This window comes from Acidovorax sp. CF316 (assembly GCF_000276605.1).
Taxonomy (GTDB): Bacteria; Pseudomonadota; Gammaproteobacteria; order Burkholderiales; family Burkholderiaceae_C; genus Acidovorax.
Genome location: NZ_AKJX01000094.1, coordinates 62,032 through 78,278, shown reverse-complemented (window position 1 = coordinate 78,278; position 16,247 = coordinate 62,032). Strand labels below are relative to the sequence as shown.

Annotated in this window: 13 protein-coding genes and 1 pseudogene; 9 read left to right on the top strand and 5 right to left on the bottom strand. The window is 66.3% G+C overall.

Annotation, left to right across the window (positions count from 1 at the left end):
• From PMI14_RS08605 to cobJ, 4 genes and pseudogenes are all read left to right on the top strand, one after another.
• A pseudogene (locus tag PMI14_RS08605) lies at positions 1–882 on the top strand (precorrin-3B synthase); the annotation flags it as partial.
• Positions 882–1,511, top strand: coding sequence for a precorrin-8X methylmutase (locus PMI14_RS08600; protein WP_007852791.1), 630 nt, complete (start codon positions 882–884; stop codon positions 1,509–1,511). The pseudogene PMI14_RS08605 and the gene PMI14_RS08600, both read left to right, overlap by 1 nt.
• Positions 1,501–2,271, top strand: coding sequence for a precorrin-2 C(20)-methyltransferase (gene cobI / locus PMI14_RS08595; protein ID WP_052024361.1), 771 nt, complete (start codon positions 1,501–1,503; stop codon positions 2,269–2,271). The genes PMI14_RS08600 and cobI overlap by 11 nt, the downstream gene beginning before the upstream one ends.
• Positions 2,268–3,092 (top strand): precorrin-3B C(17)-methyltransferase, encoded by an 825-nt coding sequence (gene cobJ / locus PMI14_RS08590; protein ID WP_007852789.1) that lies wholly within the window; start codon positions 2,268–2,270, stop codon positions 3,090–3,092. Before cobI ends, cobJ begins: the two co-directional genes overlap by 4 nt.
• Here the strand turns inward: cobJ and PMI14_RS08585 are convergent.
• Positions 3,044–3,820: a cobalt-precorrin-6A reductase gene (locus PMI14_RS08585; RefSeq protein ID WP_035202900.1), complete on the bottom strand. Its 777-nt coding sequence runs from the start codon at positions 3,818–3,820 to the stop codon at positions 3,044–3,046. The two genes, cobJ and PMI14_RS08585, sit on opposite strands and share 49 nt — an antisense overlap.
• On the opposite strand from PMI14_RS08585, the gene cbiE reads away from it, so the two are divergent.
• The 4 genes from cbiE to cobF are packed head-to-tail and all read left to right on the top strand — an operon-like array spanning position 3,819 to position 7,169.
• Positions 3,819–5,012 carry a precorrin-6y C5,15-methyltransferase (decarboxylating) subunit CbiE gene (cbiE, locus tag PMI14_RS08580; RefSeq protein ID WP_007852786.1) on the top strand — a complete coding sequence of 398 codons (1,194 nt, stop codon included), beginning with the start codon at positions 3,819–3,821 and terminating at the stop codon, positions 5,010–5,012. The genes PMI14_RS08585 and cbiE overlap by 2 nt on opposite strands.
• On the top strand, positions 5,009–5,497 hold the full coding sequence (locus tag PMI14_RS08575) for a cobalamin biosynthesis protein (protein WP_007852783.1): 489 nt from the start codon (positions 5,009–5,011) through the stop codon (positions 5,495–5,497). The genes cbiE and PMI14_RS08575 overlap by 4 nt, the downstream gene beginning before the upstream one ends.
• Entirely contained in the window at positions 5,494–6,327 is an 834-nt protein-coding gene (gene cobM / locus PMI14_RS08570; protein WP_007852781.1) for a precorrin-4 C(11)-methyltransferase, read from the top strand. The genes PMI14_RS08575 and cobM overlap by 4 nt, the downstream gene beginning before the upstream one ends.
• Positions 6,324–7,169, top strand: a complete 846-nt coding sequence (cobF, locus tag PMI14_RS08565) for a precorrin-6A synthase (deacetylating) (RefSeq protein WP_007852778.1) — start codon at positions 6,324–6,326, stop codon at positions 7,167–7,169. Before cobM ends, cobF begins: the two co-directional genes overlap by 4 nt.
• On the opposite strand, the gene PMI14_RS08560 is transcribed toward cobF, so the two are convergent.
• On the bottom strand, positions 7,158–8,234 hold the full coding sequence (locus PMI14_RS08560) for a diguanylate cyclase (RefSeq protein ID WP_007852775.1): 1,077 nt from the start codon (positions 8,232–8,234) through the stop codon (positions 7,158–7,160). The genes cobF and PMI14_RS08560 overlap by 12 nt on opposite strands.
• Positions 8,235–8,370: 136 nt before the next feature.
• Entirely contained in the window at positions 8,371–8,868 is a 498-nt protein-coding gene (locus tag PMI14_RS08555; RefSeq protein ID WP_007852774.1) for an Lrp/AsnC family transcriptional regulator, read from the bottom strand.
• 128 nt (positions 8,869–8,996) lie between these two features.
• Between PMI14_RS08555 and glmS the strand changes: the two genes are divergently transcribed.
• Positions 8,997–10,904, top strand: a complete 1,908-nt coding sequence (gene glmS / locus PMI14_RS08550; RefSeq protein WP_007852773.1) for a glutamine--fructose-6-phosphate transaminase (isomerizing) — start codon at positions 8,997–8,999, stop codon at positions 10,902–10,904.
• Positions 10,905–11,748: 844 nt separating this feature from the next.
• Here glmS and PMI14_RS34150 read toward each other — a convergent pair.
• Together PMI14_RS34150 and PMI14_RS08535 are read right to left on the bottom strand one after the other, a co-directional pair.
• Positions 11,749–13,698, bottom strand: a complete 1,950-nt coding sequence (locus tag PMI14_RS34150; RefSeq protein WP_007852771.1) for a UvrD-helicase domain-containing protein — start codon at positions 13,696–13,698, stop codon at positions 11,749–11,751.
• Positions 13,695–16,001: an AAA family ATPase gene (locus PMI14_RS08535; protein ID WP_007852770.1), complete on the bottom strand. Its 2,307-nt coding sequence runs from the start codon at positions 15,999–16,001 to the stop codon at positions 13,695–13,697. The genes PMI14_RS34150 and PMI14_RS08535 overlap by 4 nt, the downstream gene beginning before the upstream one ends.
• Positions 16,002–16,247 lie beyond the last annotated feature (246 nt).

The following is a 16,247-nucleotide window of genomic DNA, read 5'->3' as shown; positions in this document are numbered from 1 at the left end:
TGGCTGCAGGCGGTGCCCGCCGACATCCGCATGCACAGGGTTGCGGGAACGCACCCCCCGGCCTGGCAGGTACAGCCGGATGGCCTGCCCTGGGCGCTGGCGGCGGCGGGGCCTGCGCAGGCCGCCGCCGCGGGGCTGGCCCTGGCGCGGTGGTTTGCCGCGCATTGCCTGGCGCAGCGCACCGCGGGGCGGCGGCCCGGGCGCCTGGCGGCACATGCCGGCGAACTGGAGCGCCTGCGGGCCGCCGCCACGCCGGCGGCCCCCTGGCCCGCCGGGCTGCCGCCAGGGGTTCACTGGGTGCGCGCCACCCACGGCCACGGCACGGATTCCACGCGGCCCGGCCCGCAGCCCGGCTTCCTGCCCGGCATCGGCACGCTGGTGGGCGCCCCTTTGGGGCGCTTGCCGGCGCAGGCACTGGCCCGGCTGGTGTGGGCCTTGCGTGGCAGCGCTTGCGGCCTGCGCGTGACCCCCTGGCGCATGCTGCTGGTCGAATCCGGTGCCTCCGCGGTCAGGCCGCCCGGCTTTTGGCACACCGCCGGCCTGGACGTGGCCGCAGACTGGGTGACCCAACCCCGCGATGCCCGCTTGCGTGTCTCGGCCTGCACGGGGGCTCCCGGGTGCCCGCAGGCCCAGGCCCCCACGCAGGCACTGGCGCTGGCGCTGGCCGCCCATGTGCCGCCCCAGGCCCACCTGCACGTGGCGGGCTGCGCCAAAGGCTGCGCGCGCCAGGCGCCCGCCACGGTGACCTTGCGCGCGGAGCCCACCACCGGCGAACCGGTTTTCGCGGTGGTGCGGCAGGGGCGCGCCGCGGACGAGGCGGTCGACCACGTGAACCTGTCCGCACTGCAGGACAATCCCGGCCTGTTGTTTGAAAAGAATTGATGCTGCACCGCTACGAAACCGATGGCGCCGAGATCTACCGGCAGTCTTTCGCCACCATCCGCCGCGAGGCGTCCCTGGACCGATTCACCCCCACCGAGGAACGTGTCGTGGTGCGCATGGTGCATGCGGCCGGCATGGTCGAGCTGGCACCCCATGTGGCCTTCTCCCCCGGCATGGCCGAGGCGGCAGAGCAGGCACTGCGCCAGGGTGCCCCGGTGCTGTGCGATGTGCGCATGGTCAGCGAGGGCATCACCCGCAAGCGCCTGCCCGCCCACAACCGGGTGCTCTGCACCCTGCAGGATGAGCGCGTGGCGGCGCTGGCCCACGAAATGGGTACCACCCGCAGCGCCGCCGCGGTGGAGCTGTGGCGGCCTGATCTGGCGGGCGCCATCGTGGCCATCGGCAATGCACCCACGGCCCTGTTCCACCTGCTCAACCTGCTGCAGCAGCCCGGCTGCCCGCGCCCGGCGGCCATCATCGGCTGCCCGGTGGGTTTCGTCGGCGCGATGGAGTCCAAGGAGGCACTGATGCAGGACCTGCCCGTGCCCGCGATGGTCGTGCGCGGCCGCCTGGGGGGCTCGGCCATGACCGTGGCCGCCATCAACGCCCTGGCCAGCCATGCCGAGTGAGGCCATGGCGGTGGCGCAGGCGGCGCCCGGCATCGTCTGCGTGGGCCTGGGCCCCGGCGACCCGGAGCTGATGTCGGTGAAGGCGCACCGGCTGGTGCGCAGCGCGCGCTACGTGGCCTTCTTCCGCAAGAAGGGGCGCCCGGGCAAGGCCCGCCAGGTGGTGGACGGCCTGCTGGCAGCGGAGGCCACCGAATACCCCATGGAGTACCCCGTGACCACCGAGCTGCCCGTGGACAGCCCGGAGTACGTGGCCCAGCTCGCGGCGTTCTACGACGATTGGTGCACCCGCCTGGAAACCCTGGCGCGCACCGAGCAGGTGGTGGTGCTCTGCGAAGGCGATCCCTTCCTGTATGGCTCCTTCATGCACCTGTACACCCGGCTGCGCGAGCGCGCCGCCGTGCGCCTGGAGGTGGTGCCGGGCATTCCCGGTATGGTGGGCTGCTGGCACGCCACGGGCGAGCCCATCACCTGGGGCGACGACGTGCTCAGCGTGATGACCGGCACCTTGTCTGAGGATGAACTGGTGCGGCGCATGCAGACCGCCGATGCCCTGGTGGTGATGAAGGTCGGGCGCAACCTGCCGCGCATCCGCCGGGCGCTGCAGCGCACGGGACGGCTCGGTGCCGCCTGGCTGGTGCAGAACGGCACCACGGCCAGCCAGCAGGTGGCCAAACTGACCGAGGTGAGCGACGAGGCCTGCCCCTACTTCGCCATCGTGCTGGTGCATGGCCAGGGCCGCCGGCCGGAGGCCGCCTGGTGAGCCCGGGCCAGACCCCCGGCCGCCTGACCGTGGCGGGCCTGGGGCCCGGGGCCCTCGCGCAGGTCACGCCCGAAGTGGCCGCCGCCCTGCAGGCCGCGACCGACGTGGTGGGTTACCTGCCGTATGTGGAGCGGGCCCGTGCGCTGTGGCAGGCGCAGGGCCAGGCCCCGGCGGTGGCCTGGCATGCGTCGGACAACCGGGTGGAGCTGGACCGGGCGCGCCAGGCACTGGCGCTGGCGGCGCAGGCGCGGCAGGTGGTGGTGGTGTCGTCGGGCGACCCCGGGGTGTTTGCCATGGCCGCGGCCGTGTTCGAAGCCATCGAGCAGGCGCCGCCCGAACAGGCCACCGCCTGGCAGGCGCTGGACGTGCAGGTGCTGCCCGGCATCACTGCCATGCTGGCCGCCGCGGCGCGCGCCGGTGCGCCGCTGGGCCATGACTTTTGCTGCATCAACCTCTCGGACAACCTCAAGCCCTGGCCGGTGATCGCCCGGCGCGTGCAGCTGGCGGCCGAGGCCGACTTCGCCATGGCCTTCTACAACCCGCGCTCGCGCAGCCGGCCCGAGGGCTTCGTGCGCCTGCTGGCCTTGCTGCGCGCGCACTGCGAGCCCACGCGGCTCATGGTCTTTGCGCGCGCCGTGTCCACGCCCGACGAGGCGCTGCAGGTGTGCACGCTGGCCGAAGCCAGCCCCGACATGGCCGACATGCGCACCGTGGTGCTGGTGGGCAACAGCAGCACGCGGCTGGTGGGCCGCTGGGTCTACACCCCGCGCTTCTATGGGCTGGAAGGCACCTTGCCCGCCGCCTCGGGCAGCACGCCATGAGTGATCCAATGCAGCACGGTGCCCACCTCTTCGGTGCGCGGGCGCTGCGGCAGCGGGGGGCGCTGCACCATCACCACCGGCAGCCCCAGCGCGCGCGCCGCCAGCAGCTTGCCGCGCGTGGCCTCGCCCCCGGCGTTCTTGGCCACCAGCCAGGTGATGCCATGGGCCTGCAGCAATGCCTGGTCGTGCGCGGCGCTGAAAGGGCCGCGGCCCAGCACCACCGTGGTGTCGGCCAGCGGCAGGCTGCCCGGCTGCGGCGCATCCACCAGGCGCAGCAGGTAATGGTGTTGGTGCCGGCCTGCAAAGGCATCCAGTTGCTTGCGCCCTATGGCGAGAAACACCCGCGCGGGATCTTCGGGCAAGGCCTGGGCCGCCGCCGCCATGTCCGGCACGTCCAGCCAGCGGTCTCCGGCCTCGGCCTGCCAGGGTGCGCGTTCCAGCGCCAGCAGAGGCACGCCCGTGGCGTCGCAGGCCGCACAGGCGTTGCGGCTCATCTGCGCGGCAAAGGGGTGGGTGGCATCCACCACGTGGGTGATGCCCTGGCTGCGAATGAACTGCACCAGCCCCGGCACGCCGCCAAAACCGCCGCAGCGCGTGGGCAGGGGCTGTGCCACGGGGGCCAGCGTGGCACCCGCGTAGGAAAACACGGCGGGTATCCGTGCCTGGTGCAGGGCCTGCGCCAGCTGGCTAGCGCCGCTGGTACCGCCCAGCAGGAGAACATGCGTCATGGCTGATCCGTGGTTGACATTGGTGGGCCTGAACGAGGACGGGCTGGACGGGCTGGTGCCCGCCGCGCGCCGGGCGCTCGACCAGGCCCAGGTGATTTTCGGCGGCCCGCGCCACCTGGCGCTGGCACAGGCCGGTGGGCGCGGCCGCCCCTGGCCCGTGCCGTTCGACACCGCACCCGTGCTGGCGCTGCGTGGGCAGCGCGTGGTGGTGCTCGCCTCGGGCGACCCGTTCTGGTTCGGTGCGGGTGGCAGCCTCGCGGCGCACCTGGCCCCGCAGGAGTGGCGCTGCCACGCGCAGCCCTCGACATTCTCGCTGGTGGCGGCCCGCCTGGGCTGGCGGCTGGAGGCCACCGACTGCCTGGGCCTGCATGCTAGCCCGCTGCAGCAGTTGCTGCCGCGCTTGGCGCCGGGCGGGCAGTGCATCGTGCTGCTGCAGGGTGGTCCGGCCGTGGCCGAGCTGGCCGCATGGCTCACCCAGGAGGGCTGGGGTGCGAGCGCGCTGTGGGTGATGGAGTCCGTGGGCGGCCCGCGGGAGCGCTGCCGCGCGTTGCCGGCGCACGAGGCCGGGGCCGTGCTTGCCGCTGACCCGGCCCAGGCCCCGGTGGCGGTGGCCCTGCGGGCCGCAGGCGGACCCGCCTTGCCCCAGGTGCCCGGGCGTGGCGACGGCTGGTATGCGCACGACGGCCAGATCACTAAGGCCCCGGCCCGGGCGCTCACGCTGGCGGCCCTGGCGCCCCGGCGCGGTGAGCGGCTGTGGGACATCGGCGGGGGCTCGGGCTCGGTGGCCGTGGAATGGTGCCTGGCCGGCGGCGTGGCCAGCAGCGTGGAGCAGCATGCGGTGCGGGCCGACAACATCCGCAGCAATGCGGTGCGGTTCGGCCTGCAGCCGGTGCTGCAGGTGGTGAATGGCCTGGCGCCCGATGCGCTGCAGGGTTTGGCGGCGCCCCAGGCGGTGTTCGTGGGCGGTGGCTTCGATGCGGGCCTGTTCGCTGCCTTGCAGGCGCTGATGCCCATCGGCTGCCGGCTGGTGGTCAACGCCGTGACCCTGGAGACCGAAGCCCTGCTGGTGCAATTGCATGCCGACCAGGGCGGCCAGTTGCTGCGGCTGGAGCTGTCCAGCGTCGAGCCACTGGGACGCATGCGCAGCTGGAAGGCTGCGCGCCCGCTGGTGCAGTGGAGCTGGCAGCGGTGACGGCCACCCTTGCCGCCTCGCCGCATGCCTGCCTGGTGGTCGGCGTGGGCCTGCGCGCGCAGGCCACGCCTGCCGCCTTGCAGGCCCTGTGGCTGCAGGCGCAAGCCCTGCTGCCTGGGCCGATGGACCGCTTTTGCGCCGTGGCCGTGCTGCAGGGCAAGGAACAGCACCCGGCGCTGGCCGGCTGGCTGGGCCCTGCACCCGCGCCAGTGCTGGCGGTGCCGGTGGATGCCCTGCGCCGCCAGCCGGTGGCCACGCAGTCGCCGCGCCTGCAGGCCCGTTACGGCACCGGCAGTGTGGCCGAAGCGGCTGCGCTCGCTGCCGCCGGGCCGCAGGCGCAGCTGCTGCGGCCCCGCCTGGTGGCCGGGGATGGCAGTGCCACGCTGGCCGTGGCCTTGCGCCACTCGGCCCCTTTCGATTGTTGTATGGCGGTGGCAGGCGCAGCACGCCATGCCGCCGCGCTGACCCAAGGAGCAACAGCATGACCGTGCATTTCATTGGCGCCGGCCCCGGCGCCGCCGACCTCATCACCGTGCGCGGGCGCGACCTCATGGGCCGTTGCCCGGTCTGCCTGTACGCCGGCTCGCTGATCCCGCGCGATCTGCTCGCGCACTGCCCGCCGGGCGCGCACATCGTCAATACCGCGGCCATGGACCTCGATGCCATCATGGCCGAGATATCCGCCGCCCATGCGCGCGGCCAGGACGTGGCGCGCCTGCATTCGGGCGACCTGTCGGTCTGGTCCGCCATGGGCGAGCAACTGCGGCGCCTGCGCGCGGCGGGCATCGACTACACCGTGACTCCCGGCGTGCCCTCGTTCGCGGCGGCCGCGGCCACGCTGGGCGCAGAGCTCACGCTGCCCGGCCTGTGCCAGTCGGTGGTGCTGACACGCACTTCGGGCCGCGCCACCGCCATGCCCGAGGGCGAGAACCTGGCCGCCTTTGCCGCCACGGGGGCGCTGCTGGCGATCCACCTGTCCATCCACATGGCCGACAAGGTGCAGGCCGAGCTGCTGCCGCACTATGGCGCCGACTGCCCGGCGGCCATTGTCTGGCGGGCCAGCTGGCCTGACGAGACCGTCGTGCGCACCACCGTGGGCACACTGGCCCAGGCCGTGGCCGCCAGCATGGAGCGCACGGCGCTGATCCTGGTGGGGCGCAGCCTGCAGGCCGAGGCGTTTGCCGAAAGCCGGCTCTATGCGGCCGACTACGACCGCCGCTACCGCCCCATGGGCACGGCACCGCGCTTCCCCGCACCGGACCTGCCCGGGGGCACGGCGCTGGACACGGCACGGGACCAGTCCTTGAACGCATGACAGCGAACATGCGCCCGCCTGCCGAACCCGGCCTGCCATCGGTGGCGTTGGTGCTGATCGGCATCGGCACGGGCAACCCCGACCACCTCACCCGCCAGGCCATCACCGCCATGAATGCGGCCGACCTGATCCTGCTGCCGCACAAGGGCGAGGACAAGGCCGAACTCGCCGCACTGCGCCAGGCCTTGTGCGACGAGGTGCTGGTGGCGCCCGCCCCGCGCATCGCCGGTTTCGACATGCCGGTGCGCCGCAGCCAGGGCGACGACTACCTGGCCCAGGTCAACGAATGGCACGCCGCCATCGCCCGCTGCTGGCAGGACGCCATCACCCGTGCCGTCGACAGTCCCATGCCCGAGGTGCTGCGCGTGGCCCTGCTGGTCTGGGGCGACCCCGCCCTGTACGACAGCACGCTGCGCATCGCGGCGCGCATGCAGCCTGCGCCGGTGCGGGTGGAGGTGGTGGCTGGCATCACCTCGGTGCAGGCGCTGGCCGCCGCCCATGCCGTGCCCCTGAACGACATCGGCCAGCCCTTCGTGGTGACCACCGGCCGGCAACTGCGCGAGCAGGGCTGGCCCGCGGGCGTCGACACGGCCGTGGTGATGCTGGACGGGCAGTGCAGCTTCACGGTATTGCCCGCTGAAGGCCTGCACATCTGGTGGGGTGCCTACCTGGGCATGCCCCAGCAACTGCTGGACAGCGGCCCCCTGGTCGAGGCCGGGCCGCGCATCGAGCGCACCCGTGCCGCGGCGCGCGCGCAGCATGGCTGGATCATGGACATCTACCTGTTGCGGCGCTCGCCCCGGCTGCCGGCCATTGAAGGCCCGCCGCTGTCAGCGGTCTGAGGTCGCCAGTTGCGGCGCCGCGGCGGGTCCCGCATCGGCGGAACTGTCCGTGACGCGGTTGCGCCCGGCGTTCTTGGCCCCGTAGAGCGCGGCATCGGCCGCGTCCATCCAGGCGCGCAGGCTGCCATGGCGCGGGTGCACGGCCGCCACACCGATGCTGGTGGTCATGCGCAGGGCCGGCATGTCGCGCAGGCGGACGGCCTCGGTCTGCGCGCGGATGCGCTCGGCCACGGCGACGGCCTCCTCCACGGCCATGCCGGTCAGCAAAATGGCGAACTCGTCGCCCCCGTAGCGGCCTGCGCAGTCGGTGGCGCGCACGTTGCCGCGCACCACATGCGCCACCGCGCGTATCACCTCGTCGCCCACCGTGTGGCCATGCTGGTCGTTGATCTGCTTGAAGCTGTCGATGTCCATCATCAGCATGCAGGCCGGCTCGCGGCTGGCATGGTGGCGCCGTAGCGCGGCCTCGGCCTGTTCCTGCCAGTGGCCGCGGCCGTACAGGCCGGTCAGCGTGTCCACGCGGCGCAGTTCGTCGAGCAGCAGGTTCTGCTGCGAGACCTTGCGGATCAGCCGGTAGCTGACCACGCTGACCGAGATGGTGTGCAGCGCCATCACCGGCAGGCAGGCCAGGATGATGGGCAGGGGGCTCTCGGGCGCCCAGTGCACGCCGGCGAGCAGGGTTCCGACCGCACCGCCCGCGAGCATGGCCGGGATGGACCGGGCCCACAGTCCGCGGATGCCGGTGGTGATCTTGTCCACCATGGTCAGCGTGCACAGCAGCACGCTGGGCAGCAGGCTGAAGTGCATCAGCGGCACCAGGGCTGCCGCCAGGGCCGAGTCGGTGAGCAGGTTGCGGATCTCGGCGCGGTAGGGGTCGGCGCTGCGCCGTGCGAGCTGGTAGGCCACATGGGGCCAGACGAAGCAGGGCAGCACCATGCCCAGCCAGGCGAGCAGGGATGCCTGGCGTTGCCACAGCACGACGGCCACCACCACGCCACCGAGCCCCATGCCGAGCACGCGCAGCGGGTACACGCGCCGGGGCATCTGTTGTTCGTAGGTGGCCATGGAGAAAAGGGTGCGCAGGCGAAGGGGCAGCGGGGAGGGGCGCGGTGAGCTTACCTTTACCCGGCGGTAGAGGCCAGCGGCAAATGGCATGCCCCGCCGCCCCGCCGGGTCGATGGCGGGGGGGCCGCGGATCGGCTCACGGCCCCTGCAGCGGGATGGCCGTGCCGAACTTGGCGCGCTTGGTGCTGAAGAAGGCCTTCACGTTGCGCACATTGGCATCGCCCGTGAATAGCTGCTGCGACAACGCCAGGTAGCCCGGCATGTCGCGCGTGTGCACCACCAGGATGAAGTCCGGGCCGGGCGACACGCGCCAGCACTGCTGCACGGCGGGGTGCTCCACCGCACGGGCCTCGAAGGCGTCGAGTGATTGCACATCCTGCCGGTCCAGCGACACCTCGACGATGCAGGCCAGGCCATGGCCTTGCACGGCGGCCAGGCGGTCGGGCTGCAGCAGGGCCACCTGCCGCTCGATCAGGCCCACCTCGTGCAGCCGCTTGACCCGGCGCAGGCAGGTGGGTGGCGAGACATGCACCTGCTCGGCCAGGGCCTGGTTGCTCTGGCTGGCGTCGGTCTGCAGCAGGTTCAGCAACTGCAGATCCACGTGGTCTAAAGTGATTGATTCCGAAATTTCCATATATTTGGAATTTTATTTCATGTTATGGTTTATGTGAAATTTAAGTTCATTATTGTCAAAATATCAATCACAAATTCCAATCTGCGCTGCCTACCATTGCGCCATCCATCCAACAGGAGCAGCAATCCATGTGCGGCATCGTCGGCGCGGTCTCCACGCGCAACATCGTTCCCATTCTTGTGCAGGGCCTGCAGCGGCTCGAATACCGGGGCTATGACTCCTGCGGCGTGGCCGTGCATGCATCGAGCCTCGATGCCAGCCGCCCGGCCGGCCTGCAGCGCGCACGCAGCACGGCCCGCGTGGCCGAACTGCTCGAACAGGTGCAGGCCGACCACGTGGACGGCGCCACCGGCATCGCCCACACCCGCTGGGCCACGCACGGTGCGCCCGAGGTGCACAACGCCCACCCGCATTTCAGCCACGGCACGGGCGACGCGGCCGGCACGCCGGGCCGCGTGGCCCTGGTGCACAACGGCATCATCGAGAACCACGAGGAACTGCGCGCCGCCCTGCAGGCCCGCGGCTACGTGTTCACCAGCCAGACCGATACCGAAGTCATCGCCCACCTGGTCGACAGCCACTACAGCGGCGACCTGTTCGAGGCCGTGCAGGCCGCCGTGGCCCAGCTGCACGGTGCCTATGCCATCGCCGTGATGCACCGGGACGAGCCGCACCGCGTGGTGGGTGCGCGCGCTGGCTCGCCGCTGATCCTGGGCGTGGGCTCGGGCAGTGGCGGCTCGGTGGCGGGCGAGCATTTCCTGGCCAGCGATGCCATGGCCCTGGCCGGCGTGACCGACCAGATCGTCTACCTCGAAGAGGGCGACCTGGTCGACCTGCAGCTGGGTCGCTACTGGATCGTGGGCAAGGGCCGCGAGGCGCTGACCCCCGCGCAGCGCCCCGTGCGCACGGTACAGGCGCACAGCGGCGCGGCCGAGCTCGGCCCCTACCGCCACTACATGCAAAAGGAGATCTTCGAGCAGCCGCGCGCCATCAGCGACACACTCGAAGGCGTGGAGGGCATCGTGCCCGAGCTGTTCGACGGGGCCGACGGCACGGCCGCCTGGCGTGTGTTCAAGGAGATCGACAGCGTCCTCATCCTGGCCTGCGGCACCAGCTACTACAGCGGCTGCGCCGCCAAGTACTGGCTCGAAGAAATCGCCGGCATCCCCACCCAGGTCGAAGTGGCCAGCGAGTACCGCTACCGCACCAGCGTGCCCAACCCGCGCAGCCTGGTGGTCACCATCACCCAGTCGGGCGAGACGGCCGACACCCTGGCCGCCCTGCGCCACTCGCAAAGCCTGGGCATGCAGCACACGCTGACCATCTGCAATGTGGCCACCAGTGCCATGGTGCGCGAGTGCAAGCTGGCCTACATCACGCGCGCCGGCGTGGAGATCGGCGTGGCCAGCACCAAGGCCTTCACCACCCAGCTGGCCGGGTTGTTTTTGCTCACGCTGGCGCTGGCGCAGTCCAAGGGCCGGCTTACGGCCGAGCAGGAGGCCGCGCACCTCAAGGCCATGCGCCACCTGCCCGTGGCCCTGCAGGCCGTGCTCGCGCTGGAACCCCAGGTCATCAGCTGGGCCGAGGACTTCGCGCGCATGGAGAACGCCCTGTTCCTGGGCCGGGGCCTGCACTACCCCATTGCGCTCGAAGGCGCCTTGAAGCTCAAGGAGATCAGCTACATCCACGCCGAGGCCTACCCGGCCGGCGAGCTCAAGCACGGCCCCCTGGCCCTGGTCACCAGCGCCATGCCCGTGGTCACCGTGGCGCCCAACGATGCGCTGCTGGAAAAGCTCAAGAGCAACATGCAGGAGGTGCGCGCCCGCGCCGGCGTGCTCTACGTGCTGGCCGATGCGGACACCCGCATCGAGAGCAGCGAAGGCATCCATGTGATCCGCATGCCCGAGCACTACGGCCCGCTGAGCCCGCTGCTGCACGTGGTGCCCCTGCAGCTGCTGGCCTACCACACGGCCTGCGCGCGCGGCACCGACGTGGACAAGCCGCGCAACCTGGCCAAGAGCGTCACGGTGGAGTGAGCGGGGTGCGGCAAGGGTTTCGCTGACTACAACAAATAAAGTCCGTCGGATGAAAAGAAGGTCCGTCGGGCACTTTCTGCATTGTGAAATCAGCGGGGCTCCTGCTGCCCTCATGGCATGGGGTCGACGGTCCAAACGGCTTGAGCGGAGCTATTGCACTGAAGGCAGCAAGCTGGGGTCTTCATAGGGCCAAGCGCCAGTGGTGATCGCGGCCCAGATGGCGTCACTCACATCCTCCGAGACCTGAACCAGGCCTCGGGCTGCGTTTACCACCATGAGCGACCTCAGCAGTTGGTCTTCCTCAGGTGGATTGGACAGGTGGTAGCTCCGTCCTGACTCCGTTTTGACTATTGCCCTGCGCAGGTCTATGGCTTGCAGCAGGGATGTGAGACGCAGTGACCCCGAATCTAGCTGGGCGGCAATGTGCAGGGTTCCATTGCCCCGCCGCAGGATGCGCCAGTGGTGTAGTTGGACCTCGGGCTGCGAAAGGATATCCGGCGCCGGACGCTAGGTGACAAGGTGAAGCTCCATGTTGAACCTCGCTGTTCGTCCTGAGCCAAGCAGGATAGCAAAGCCACCGCATGCACCCAAGGTGTCTCTCGAAAGCCTTGATTGGGCAGCGTTGGTCGCACTTCTACAGGTGGGACCTGCACCCCGCGCTCTGTCTTGCCTAGGAATTAGGCACTCCGTCAGGACCCGCGCCGGTGCAGGCTCTGCAGGACAAACCAAGGGGATATCCACAGGTTCATCCACGGCTTGAGTGGACATTCTTCTGTGGGAAAGTGCAGGGGCTGAACCAACGCAAGGAACGAACGCCGGGGTCTTGATTCCTTACTTAGTCGGGCTATTGAATCGGGTCAAACTCTCCCTCTAAAAACCAACCGCTGTCTTTTACTCGCAGTAGAGCGGCGGCAGGATCGGAAGACCAAAGTACAAGAGCCAGCGACTCTTGAGCGCGGCTGCATGTGACATACAAAAGCCTTAGTGTGCGGTCAATGCTCGTTTCCTTGCCTTTGTCGATGTTCTCTCGATCTGCCTTGGTGAGTTGGACACCGCCAAAAATCTTGTCGTATGAGATTTGATTGCCAGCTGCCAATTTGTCATCCATCACCACCATCACGTGTGGAAACTCGGAACCTTTGACGACCTGATGCGTGGCAAGCACTGAATCGCCCGTGAGGTACACACGGTACTTCTGGAGTTGATTCCACGGTGCTGAAAAAAGTGCGCACCAACCCCGACGCATCCGGTTTTGCTTAGATTCGTCTTCGCCTCTGCCGGGTTCTGGTGGAGCAGGAGATTTGTCCTCATACGCCGCTGTCAATCGAGAATCCACGTCAAACAGATTTGCGGCGAGGATCGGCTTGAGAACTTGTTCAACGGTGGAATTCGGATTTGCTCGGGCGATGGCGAAAGCTTCAAGAGCCTGGCGCATGTCCTCAACGCGCCGAGTTCGGTCGGTGGGACTGTCCGGCATTCCATCAAGGCGGCCGTAGCGTCGAAAGACATCTGTGGCTTTGACCTCATCTACCGTGCCGTCAGCGCCAATGCACGCCTCCAATTGCCCGAGTTCGTTCAACAGCACCTGTACAACTGCCGGCCCTTTGTTCTCGCCACTTCCACTAGGCGCAGCGGCATTTGCGTCCAGTAGGACCATGGCACTGAATGCGTCGAGGAAAGAACCACGAGTCGCGACGAGCTTGTGCTCCAACGCGAGCAATTGATACTGACCTCGGCTCCAATCGTCATATCCGCTTGCGTGCCGCATCTGATCTGCGCACCAGCGTTCTCCAACGACCTTATCCTCCGCGGAACGAGATGTGTCACCCACGAAAAGCCGAACAGTGCCTCCTGCTTTCCCGGATCTAGAGTGCTGCTCCACGCCACTTGCCGGCTGAGTTCGGCCCTCCAGCTCCGCTTCCCAGATTGCGTTGATGAGGTCGACGACTCTGCGCTGGCTTCGATGATTCATCTGCAGCTCTGGAGTGGCCCAGCTCGGTGGTATCAGGCTTGGGAGATCGGCGTGACCATCGTTGTAAATGCGTTGTCGATGGTCGCCAAGCAAGCCCAGGGTGAGGCCGCTACCCCTAGGTTCCGCAAGGCACATAAATGCGTCCAGCATGCTCTTCATCGTGTCTTGAGACTCATCAATCAGAACTATGGGGTGACGGTCTTTGAGGATCGTTTGCAGCGTATGCCTGTTTCCTAACAGCCATGCCGTAGCATCGAGGACTTGGCTGTGAGCGAGTGCTCCGGGCCCGTAGGTGTTGCGATCTGGATGGTAGATAAATACATCTGTCGTTCTGAACGCCTCAATGTCGGCTTTGAGCTCATCAAGATCGCGCTGTTTGGCTGCAGTAATGCCTCTTGGCTTGGCGAGTGCATCGGCCGTCTCCTTGGCGATCTGACCTTCTTTCACGGCTATGAGTGCAGCTCGAATGTCATCGTTGAATCCGGCAATGAGTTCCCAGCAAAAGGAGTGGATCGTTGAGACCTTGACCAGGTCGTTTTCTCCGAGGCGACCATTGATGACCGATACCGCATTCTTTGTGTACGTCACCACTCTTATGGACCGTCCGTACATCCTTAGCTGTTTGGCTAGGTGATTTCCCTTCTCATGCTTCACGACGCCTGTCAGTCGACGCAACACCTCAACGAGTGTTCGCGTCTTGCCAGACCCAGCACCGGCAAAAAGGAAGTAGCTACGGGGAGGAAGTTCAGTGAGATAGCCGCAAATTTCCTCGACAACTCCAGAGTCTCTGTCGTCGTTCATGGCGTGGGGCACTGCGATCATGGCGTGGGCTCCTGGCTCGGATCAAGCTGTTTCTGAAGCCAGCCCAGGGCGTCCGCGATGTACTTCGGGCAAACAACCGGCTCTTCTGATGAGATCTTTTCGAAGATGCTTGCGGCAAAGTCCCCCTTGTTGAAGGAGTTGTGCATGAGTGCATGGAGGGCAGCAAGTAGCTCTGCAGTGCTCGTCGCTTTTGCGACGAGCGTTGCGACGGAGCGGAGCGCCCCAGTGGGCTGATCAATCTCCATGCCTGCCTCATCTACCTTCTCCTGCAGCAAGTCTTTGAACCACTGGATGTTGGTCAAAACCAGGGAGTCTTCAAATGTGCTCGGCCAGTTCTCTCCTGCTTCCGCAACGGGGAGCTGCCATGCAAAACGAACAAGGCAGTCGGCCGTTTCTTGCCAAACCCATTGTGAGTCACTCGGGTTCTTGAAGTCATCAAGCATCTGCAACTTCGGATGCCAGCCGCGAAGGGTTGGATTGCCGCACTGAAGGCCTGGTTGGCCAGTATTCGCAACGGCAACCAACTTCTTGGTCGGTTCACCACCATTCTTGGGTTTGCCTTCTCTCTCTTCTGAAGGGTCGATGTCGGTGATGATGACCGTAGGAATTCGAAGCTTCTCGACTAACGGCTTCAGTCGATGAGCGTGACTTCCGCCGATGTCGAGAAATGACACGTATCGACTGTTGAGTGCTTTAAAGTCACGCTCCATAAAGAGCGGGACTAGCATCCTCTCCGCGACTCCCTCTACAAAGACCGCCGCATTGGCAAAAAGAAGGTCGGTGTGCTGGACACGGAAGTAGCGCTCCGCAAACTGCCGCGTCTTCTTGTCGTTGCCAAACACCTGACCGAGATTGACCACTTCGGTGGACGGCATCGGGTTTGAGGCGCTTTTTGCTATCCGGCGAACATACCTTAGGCGGTCAAAGCTCTCCGCATGGGCAAGATGGCTTGAGTGCGTGCTGATGAGCAGCTGGCTTTTGAGGGTTGACTCATCCTTTGCTGTCGGGCTGATGAGCTTGTGCGCCTTTTCGGAAAAAATGCGTTGAACCTGAACATGGAGGTGTGCTTCAGGCTCCTCGATCATGACCAAGTGAACAGGCGCTGGAGAGCCCTTTTCTGGCTTCAGTCGAGCTGTTTTGAAAGAAACTAGTTGATAGCTTAACGACTGAAGATTTTGGTAGCCAAGCCCAATGGAATACTCTGGAAGCAGTTCCTCGAGCGACTCTTTATGCATGCTGTACTGGACAGCGGTACCGTGGTCGAGCAAGTCAGCGGTTTGGATCCGAGTTCGAAAGTGGATCTCTTGAGGATCATGCAGGCCAGGGTAGCCAAGTTCTTTCACCTCCTCAACTGAATCCGCAATGGCTTCGTGAATCTTCTTGTCCAGGTCGCGCTGAGCCTCTGCAACGGCTTTGATGAGGTCTGCACGATGACCGTGCCCCGTGCTTGCGACATTCAAGTGCTGCCGAGCAAATTTCAGAAGTTGGTTGGAAAACATTCCGACCCTATGTGGGCCTGAAGCCGACCGAGAATCAGCCTCTTCGCTGCCGAGTCCGCGCTGGGCCGCAACAAAGTCAACGCGTATCACCTTCGACAGGTTCTTTCGCTCAATAGGACTAGCATCCTCTGGTAGCGCCTGTGTGGTGTAGGCTGCAATACCAGCTAGGGGATTGTTGTCTGCATCAAGCTTGTACGCGCGAACTTGGCCAAGCTTTCCTGGTTCGCGAAGCCAAAAGTCCAGCAGATCAATCGGCCACGCCAGCGAATCTGCCCCCATGTCCTTAACTGGAGCGCGTGCCAGTTGGTAGGTCCAGGCCAGCTGTTTCAGCTCGTCTACAGTGGCTGCGGGCTCAAGACGCAATCGAACACCGACAGCGCCTCCCGTCCAGCTGAACTTGGACAAAAATGGCGCGACATAGTGATACATGCCTGCCTCGGCATCGAACCATAGGTCCAGGGTAGGCATCGCCTCAAGGAGAGTCTGCAGCTGCTCCTTCCATTGGACCTCAGAGCTTGCTACCGTGGAAGGGTCCTCTGCCAGCGCTTCCCAACTCTTTCCAAGAGTACGCAACTTTGGCCACTGCGAGAGACTGATGTCGAAGGCCCCGAATGAGGTGCCATCAGCAAGAAAGTGACGTAGGGCTGCAAGGATCGAAGTCTTCCCGCTGTTATTCGCACCGACCAAGATGGTCGTTTTTTGATCGATCTCCAACTGAACTTTGCCAAGCCGGCGAAACTGGCAGAGTTCAAGAAACCGGAGTTTGATATCGCCGTTTGTCGGGGCTGCGGCCGTGTCGGGCATTGAAGTACCTTTGAATTGCTGTGTAGAGCGGCATTCCATAGACGAGTCGGCCGCGTAATGGGCTGAGCGGACCAATCAAAGAACCCGGACTTCTTGAAAATCGTCTGTAGCTAGCACACACCAGCGACGCAATCGCTGAATGCCTACGGGCATTTCAGGTGGGGCAACTGCGTTGCAATTCGGCCAGTTGAAACATGGCCAGCTGCACCTGTTGAGGTGATTTGACAGCTCGATCAAATCCCAACC